Below are 7,195 nucleotides of genomic sequence, written 5' to 3' on the forward strand. Positions count from 1 at the left end.
CCAGCCATTCGAGTCTTAGGCTAAGATGGGGAGAGAGGCTTTTAATTGGCCGCAGCCCTTGACTTCCTCACAGGATTTAAGCCCAATAATTGCCTAAAAAATGGCAATTAATCGATTGAGGGCTATCAGTGCCGCGGTGAATTATCATAGTTCATTAGCTCTGGTGAGCCATTGCCCTTTCTTTGGTGTGTGTGAGGTAAACAATTATGAGTAACTCCCCTGGTGATCCTTCTCCTCGTCCTAATCTTTTTCTGAGTCTTGGTCGATTTTTCTGTCGCCCTTCTACTTTAATTTTTGGGGGAATTACTCTCCTAGGAATTACCTCCCTTGGCTATTTTACGACTCGTTATTTAGTTTATGAACGTCTCACTCCGATTTTAGATAATATCTTCAGTGAAATGCTGCACAGACCTGTCAGGGTAGGTAAGATAGAGGGCTTTTATTTTAATCGCATTCGTATCGGTAAATCGGAAATTCCAGCTACGGACAATTCTGCTGATAGTTTATCTATTGATGCGATCGAATTGGGATTAAATCCGCTGCCGTTACTTTTAGGTCTGCCGCTGCCAGTTGATGTCAAGTTAATTAATCCCAGTATTTATCTCGATCAGGATAAAAATGGTCAATGGCTCGATAATTTAGAAAAAATAGCTAGTAACTTAGATCGGGAGGCACTCATCAGGTTAAACCTGGGTTTTCAGGTGGAGAAGGGAGACATTACTATCCAACCCTATGCCCTGAAAAACCCGATAGAAATTAATGCCGATGGTCAGGGAAGATTCATCGATAATCAAAGGCAACCTCTCACCTACGATTTTAGCGCAGAAATTCTCAAAAGTCAAGTAAAAATTCAAGGAGAAACGGCGTTAAAAACGGGCGAAAGTCAAACTAATCTTCAGATTGATAGTTTGAACTTAAATGAACTATTAACTTTAATTCCTCGGAGCAATTTCCAATTAAATCAAGGACAAGTAAATGCTAATATTGCTCTCAATATTCCCAGTTGGGCAAAGCTAAATCAAACCGAAGGAAATGGAAATTTTCAGGTGACAGATTTGGCGGGTAAATTCCAACCTTTCCAGTATCCAATTAAGCTAACAACTAAGTTAAATTTACAGGGAGATAAAGTATTAGTCGAACAGGCGACCGCAAGTATTGGCAAGATTAAAACTGAGGTGAAGGGAGAAGTAAATTGGCAAACTGGTTATCATCTCAAGGTCGCGCTAGAATCGGTGGATTTACAACAGCTTTTAAGAATTATTTATCTGCAATCACCTCTAGATTTACGGGGAGAGGCACGCTCTACTTTTCAAGTGACGGGAAAATTAGATCAACCTCTAATTAAAGGAACCGTTAGCAGCAGCAAACCGATTATTTTTGAGCAAATTCCCATTCAATCAATAACCAGTAATTTTCAAACAAATCTCAATAGTCTTAGTTTAGATAAAATTCAAATTAAACCCGTTGCAGGTGGAGAAATTAAAGGGGAAGGAAAATTGCAATTAAATATTCTGCAATCCCTGCAAAAAAATCAACCTCTTGACGGGACAAAAATGCCGATTGATTTGAATTTACAAGCAAATTTTCCCACAAGAAAAATTTTATCTAAATTGGCCACAATTCCTGATCAAATTAATATAAGCGATCTGCAAGCTAACATCAAAGCTAGAGGTAGTTTAGGACTGCCCCAATTATTAATTAATTGGCAAATACCCGCGGTTAATCAGTCAGGATTAATCAATGTTGCTGGGGAGGGCAAAGTATTTTTAGGAGGCAACAAAATCAATTTAACCGATACGGTCATTAAAACAAATACTGGCAAACTACAGGTTAATGCTAATAGTGATTTTACTAGCAAATTAGTCCAGGCAAAAATCACGGGTAATAACTTTTTATTGACTCCTTTTGTGCCTATCGTTTGTCAATATTTAGATATTATTTGCCCCTACCTAAAAACCTTAGAACCCTTAAGTTTAGAGACAGCTAATATTCAAGTTAGTGGCAAAATTGATCAACTCAATGTTAATACTTTAAACGGAATTGCTAACTTAAAAATTAGCAGTAAACAAGGCACAATTTTAGTCAATAGTCAAGTATCGCAAGGAAATCTTCAGGCTAAAGCTGTCTTAGCGGGATTGCCGATTAATTCCCTATTGCCTAACTTACCAACTCAGGTTAAATTAACGCAATCGCAAATTAATTTACAGGGTTATTTAGGGGAATTGCTGAATAATAAAAATAATATTTTCAGCAGTTGGCAAGGTCAAGGAAATATGGAGTTATTAGTAGATAATAATCCTTTAATTGCCACAGCCAAACTGAATCGAGGTTTCCTGACAGGAACAGTTAACACCGGGGGAATTAGTCTCAATCCTCTAGTGGAAAATTTAACAGTTCCCGTTAGTTTAGGCAGGACAAAAATCAGCTTTGCTGGTGGAATAAATTCTCTGATTAGTGGTACTTTAACGGATTTAAAAACTTGGCGCGGAGAAGGAGATATACAGTTATTTGTCAATAATCGATTTTTAAGAACGACAGCCCAACTGGAACAAGGTATTTTAAGCGGTATAATTAATACGACTGGGATTAACTTAAATCCGTTTTTACCCAAGATAAATATTCCTGTTAGTCTAGGAAAAACCCAAGTCAATTTCACTGGTGCAATCAATAATTTACTAGCGGGGAAAATACCAAATCTGTCCACCATCAATGCTAGAGTAAATACTCGCTTGTTAGTGGATAATAATCCGATTAATACTGATATTCAGTTAAACAAAGGTATTTTTAATATTCTCGGTAGTTTAGAGCGTTTTCAGACTAATATTCCCCTGGCGTTGAATATTTACCAAACGAAGTTTCAAGCAACAGGAAATGCCCAAACTATTTTCGACTCTCTGCTAGAAAAACGACTGAACTTAAGCAGTATTAAAGCAGTTTTTAACTCTCGTATTAATGTAGCTAAAGGAGAGATTAAAGCTAAGGCACAACTGAATAATAATTTCTGGCAAAGTGATATTATTGCCGCTAATCTTGATCCCGCTGTCCTACTAAGGCAATTGGGGGGAGTCAAATCAATCTCGATTCCTAACCTAGATTTTAGTGCCAATTTAGCGGGAAATATTAAAGAAATTTGGCAGCGAGTAACACCAATTCAGATTAATAATCTTTCGGCACAGTGGGGAGAAAATAGCTTTAATGTGCGAGGAAATATTCTTTTAGCTAATCTTACCAGTCAACCCGATATCTCTGAGGTTAACTTAAATCTACAGGCAAAAACCGACCTTGCTGCTGTACCGCTAACTCAGATTATATCGCTTTTACCGATTGATTCTAACCTAAAACCCAAAGAATCGACACTAACAGGGATCGGAGAATTTCAAGGACAAATCACGGGAAAAAATCTCTTAAGTGCTTGGCAAAAAGTGGGAAATATACGAATCAAAGGAGATATAAATTTAGCTAACTTTAGCATTAATGAGCGACTCTTTGAACCCCTACTAAAAGGAACAATTCAAGCAGGAATCGGTCAAAATATTAGTTTAAATCTGCGGGGAAATCAGGACATTATTGACCTAACTTTCGATCCTTGTCAACAAAATAATTGTCTCTTGCCCTATCTTCCCTTAGGGATAAATATCCGCCAAGCTTTTGGAAATAAAACTCCTTTTTTAGCAACAGCTAAACGAAGCGGAGAAAATTTAAATGTTCAGATTGCCGATTTTCCCCTAGAAATCCTGAAAATATCTCCCACGGCAGCCTACAATATTCCGGGGATTATTACTGGCCAATTGAGTGCTAATTTAGACATCAATTTATTTAACCTACAGGGTGAGGGACAACTAGAGATTAATCGACCTAGTTTAGGTAACTTAATCGGGGAAAAATTAACGGCAAATTTGTTTTATCGGGATTCTATAGTTCAACTGCAAGAAGGTAGTTTACAAGCGGGTGCAAGTCAATATAATCTGCAAGGTTTATTTAATTGGCGAACCCAGGAAATAGAAGCTAAACTCAGGGTAGATCAAGGTTATATTCAAGATTTATTATCAGTTGCTAGTATCTATGATTTAACCAGTTTAATCAACTTTTTCTCCTCTGAGAATAACCCAGCTATTCAACTTAGTCCCCTAGGAGTAGGTAATCCCGAAGCTTCCCTAGCAGAACAGGTAAATTTGCGGGCAAAAATTGAAGAAATAATCCAGCAATTAGCAGGGGAAAGGGGGGTAGTTGGGATACCGTCTGAACTAGATTTTCGTGGTCGTTATCAAGCAAATATAGCCTTAACTGGGACTTTAAAAAATCCCGATCTTAGCGTACAATTTCAGGGCAATCGATGGGAATGGCGACCCCAAAGACCGACAGTAAATATTGTTAAACCTCTCGGAATTGTCACCACCGATACCCAATTAATTCCCATTGATGAAGTAACAATTAATCTTAACTTAAATCGTCAGTTGCTCAGGATAGAACCGATTAGATTAAAATCACGAGATTCTTCCGTATTTTTAGCGGGTGATTTTTCCTTAAAAAAAGTAGAGGGGACTTTTGCCGTGGAAAATCTTTCTCTCGATCTCTTGAGAAATTTTGTGCAGTTTCCCTTGGATGTATCTGGTAGTCTAAAAACTCAAGGTCAAATTACAGGAACTTTATTAAATCCTCGTATTCAGGGTAACTTTGGCTTTATTGATGGTGCAATTAATGCCCAAAATATTAATCAAGATATAATTGGTTTATTTACCTATAATCAGTATCGTTTTGATTTGCGGACAACCTCCTCCGAATCAATCCAACTCTATGCCAGCATTCCCTATCCTCCCTTACCGAGTAATGATCAATTAAAAATCCAAGCAAAATTAGGAACCGATGCACTCAAATTAATTGAAGCTATCAGTCAAAACGCCATCGAATGGGTTAAAGGTGAGGGAGAGGTAGTTCTTTCAGCGACGGGAAGATTAGATATAAAAGAAGGCTTAAAAATCAAAGATTTAGAAGCAAATGGTATAGTTACTCTCAATAATGCCGCTATCCGCAGTGTTGCTTTTCCAGAGATTTTAACCGTAAATGGCCGCATTGGGTTAACCCCTGAAAGCTTAACAGTAGAGGAATTACAAGGCTTGATCGCTGACAGACAAATTTCTGTGGTGGGAGTTTTACCTTTCTTTCAAGCCATCAAAAATAATCCTAATCCCTTAACAGTTAATATTCAAGAGGGAGATATAGCAATTAATGGTCTTTATCGGGGATTAATTGCTGGGAATGCCATGGTAACGGGAACAATTCAACAACCAATTATCGGGGGTAATGTGCGTCTTTCTCGGGGTAAAGTTTTTCTTCCTCGCACCCCAGAAATTAATCAAGAAACGGATAAACCAGTGAGTCGCTGGCTGCAGCCTCTCAACATTCCTCAGACGACCAATATTACTCCAGTTTTAAATAATTTCCAAGTGTCTTTAGCGGGATTATCCATCGAACAAGAACCTTTGTATCAATTTGATTTTAGTGGTGCTTTAACCTTGAACGGTTCGCTCACTTCACTGGAGAAATTACAAACCAATGGAGTGATTAATCTCGATCGGGGACGGGTTAGCTACATCGATACTCGTTTTCTTCTTAACCGACGCAATCAAAATGTTATTGTTTTTGATTCTAGTCGCGGGTTGGGACTTTTTAATCCCTTTGTTGATATTCAACTGCGAACAATTCTCAGCGAATTTTCTCAATCTCGCGATTTTGCTATCTCCCGTCCAGGGGGGGATTTTCCTAATAATGAAATTCCCGATGATAGTCTGAATCGCATTCAAAGGATCGATGTCACCCTCAGCGTTGAAGGGGAATTAAACCGCTTGCTACCAAATTTAGGCCGTAATATTAATGAAGTGTGCCAAATTCGTCCCGATAGTCCCCCTTTTCCCCTAGAGGAAAACTATACAAATGCAGAATTACAAAAAGCTGCTAATTGTTTACAAGCAGTGGCTTTTGCTAGAGGTGAAGATGAGGGATTGCTTAATACTCCCCTAGTTAAATTAACTAGCACTCCCCCCCGCAGCCAAGGGGAAATCGTTCGACTGTTGGGGGAACAATTGCTGTCGGTTTTTAATGGTTTACAGGGGAAAAATACAGAACAATTAATTCAGTTTGGAGTGGTTCAGTTGGCGATTCCCCTCTTAGCTCAAGGAGTCGTGTATGATGTGGAGAATGCGGTTAGTAATGCGATTGGAGCAACGGATTTTAATATTCTTCCCAATTTGGAAACCGTCTATCGAGTTAATTCCCAGTCTTTTATCCGCTTCTCCTACGATTACAATTTGAATGAGTTTACCGTCCGCTATCAAACTCAATTTTAAGGTAATATTGAGAGATATAGGAGAGTTCAGAAGTTAGGAGACAAGGGAAAATTAGGTTATACTTCATCTTACTTGATATTCTATGATTATTCGCGAGGCTAAAGAAACAGATTTACCAACAATTATCGAGATTTATAATGCTGCTGTTCCCACTCGCAAGGCAACCGCAGATTTAAAGCCTATTTCCCTCGAAAGTCGGCGAGAATGGTTTAAAAAGCACGATCCTGAACAGTATCCCATTTGGGTAATAGCGATCGAAGGTCGGGTAGTGGGTTGGCTGAGTTTACAGATGTTTTATGGTCGTGTCGCTTACCAAAAAACGGCAGAGGTTAGTTTATATATTTCCCCCGATTATCAAGGTCGTGGAATCGGTAAATTATTAGTAGAATATGCCTTGGAGCGCTGTCCCCAATTGGGTATATCTAATCTTATCTGTATTATTTTTGCCCACAATCAAGCCAGTATTTGTCTCTTTGAAAAATTCGGCTTTCAACGATGGGGTTATTTACCTCAAATTGCCGAACTAGACGATTTTCTGGCTGATGTGGTCATTTTAGGGAAAAAAGTCGCTTAAGTAGGCAATTCTTCCCATAGCTAGACTAAATTCTAGACTTAATTGAATAGGCTCTTCGTTACTCTTTATGCTAAATCAACATACAAGATGCCAAGACAACATACTTCTAACCCAAAAATCCCGAAAGTTTCTAAAGCCATAGCCTCTTCTTTTTATTAGTTTAAGTTTATTGTTGATTCCCTCGACCACCCCATTCGTTGTCCTTCGCTCGAAATAACTAATTATTTCTCCAAACCAGTTTCGGATTGTTTGACAACTCTTAGTAAAAACACTGGAG

3 protein-coding genes are annotated in these 7,195 nt (G+C 38.4%); 2 read left to right on the forward strand and 1 reads right to left on the reverse strand.

Annotation, left to right across the window (positions count from 1 at the left end):
* Positions 1-206: 206 nt before the first annotated feature.
* Positions 207-6,344, forward strand: coding sequence for a translocation/assembly module TamB domain-containing protein (locus IQ224_RS06935; protein WP_194032759.1), 6,138 nt, complete (start codon positions 207-209; stop codon positions 6,342-6,344).
* 82 nt (positions 6,345-6,426) lie between these two features.
* Positions 6,427-6,918, forward strand: coding sequence for a GNAT family N-acetyltransferase (locus IQ224_RS06940; RefSeq protein WP_002747686.1), 492 nt, complete (start codon positions 6,427-6,429; stop codon positions 6,916-6,918).
* A gap of 75 nt (positions 6,919-6,993) precedes the next feature.
* Here IQ224_RS06940 and IQ224_RS06945 read toward each other — a convergent pair.
* The coding region (locus IQ224_RS06945; RefSeq protein ID WP_194032760.1) for a transposase at positions 6,994-7,195 on the reverse strand (202 nt) is incomplete at its 5' end.

It is taken from the genome of Microcystis sp. LEGE 00066 (assembly GCF_015207925.1).
Taxonomy (GTDB): domain Bacteria; phylum Cyanobacteriota; class Cyanobacteriia; order Cyanobacteriales; family Microcystaceae; genus Microcystis; species Microcystis ichthyoblabe_A.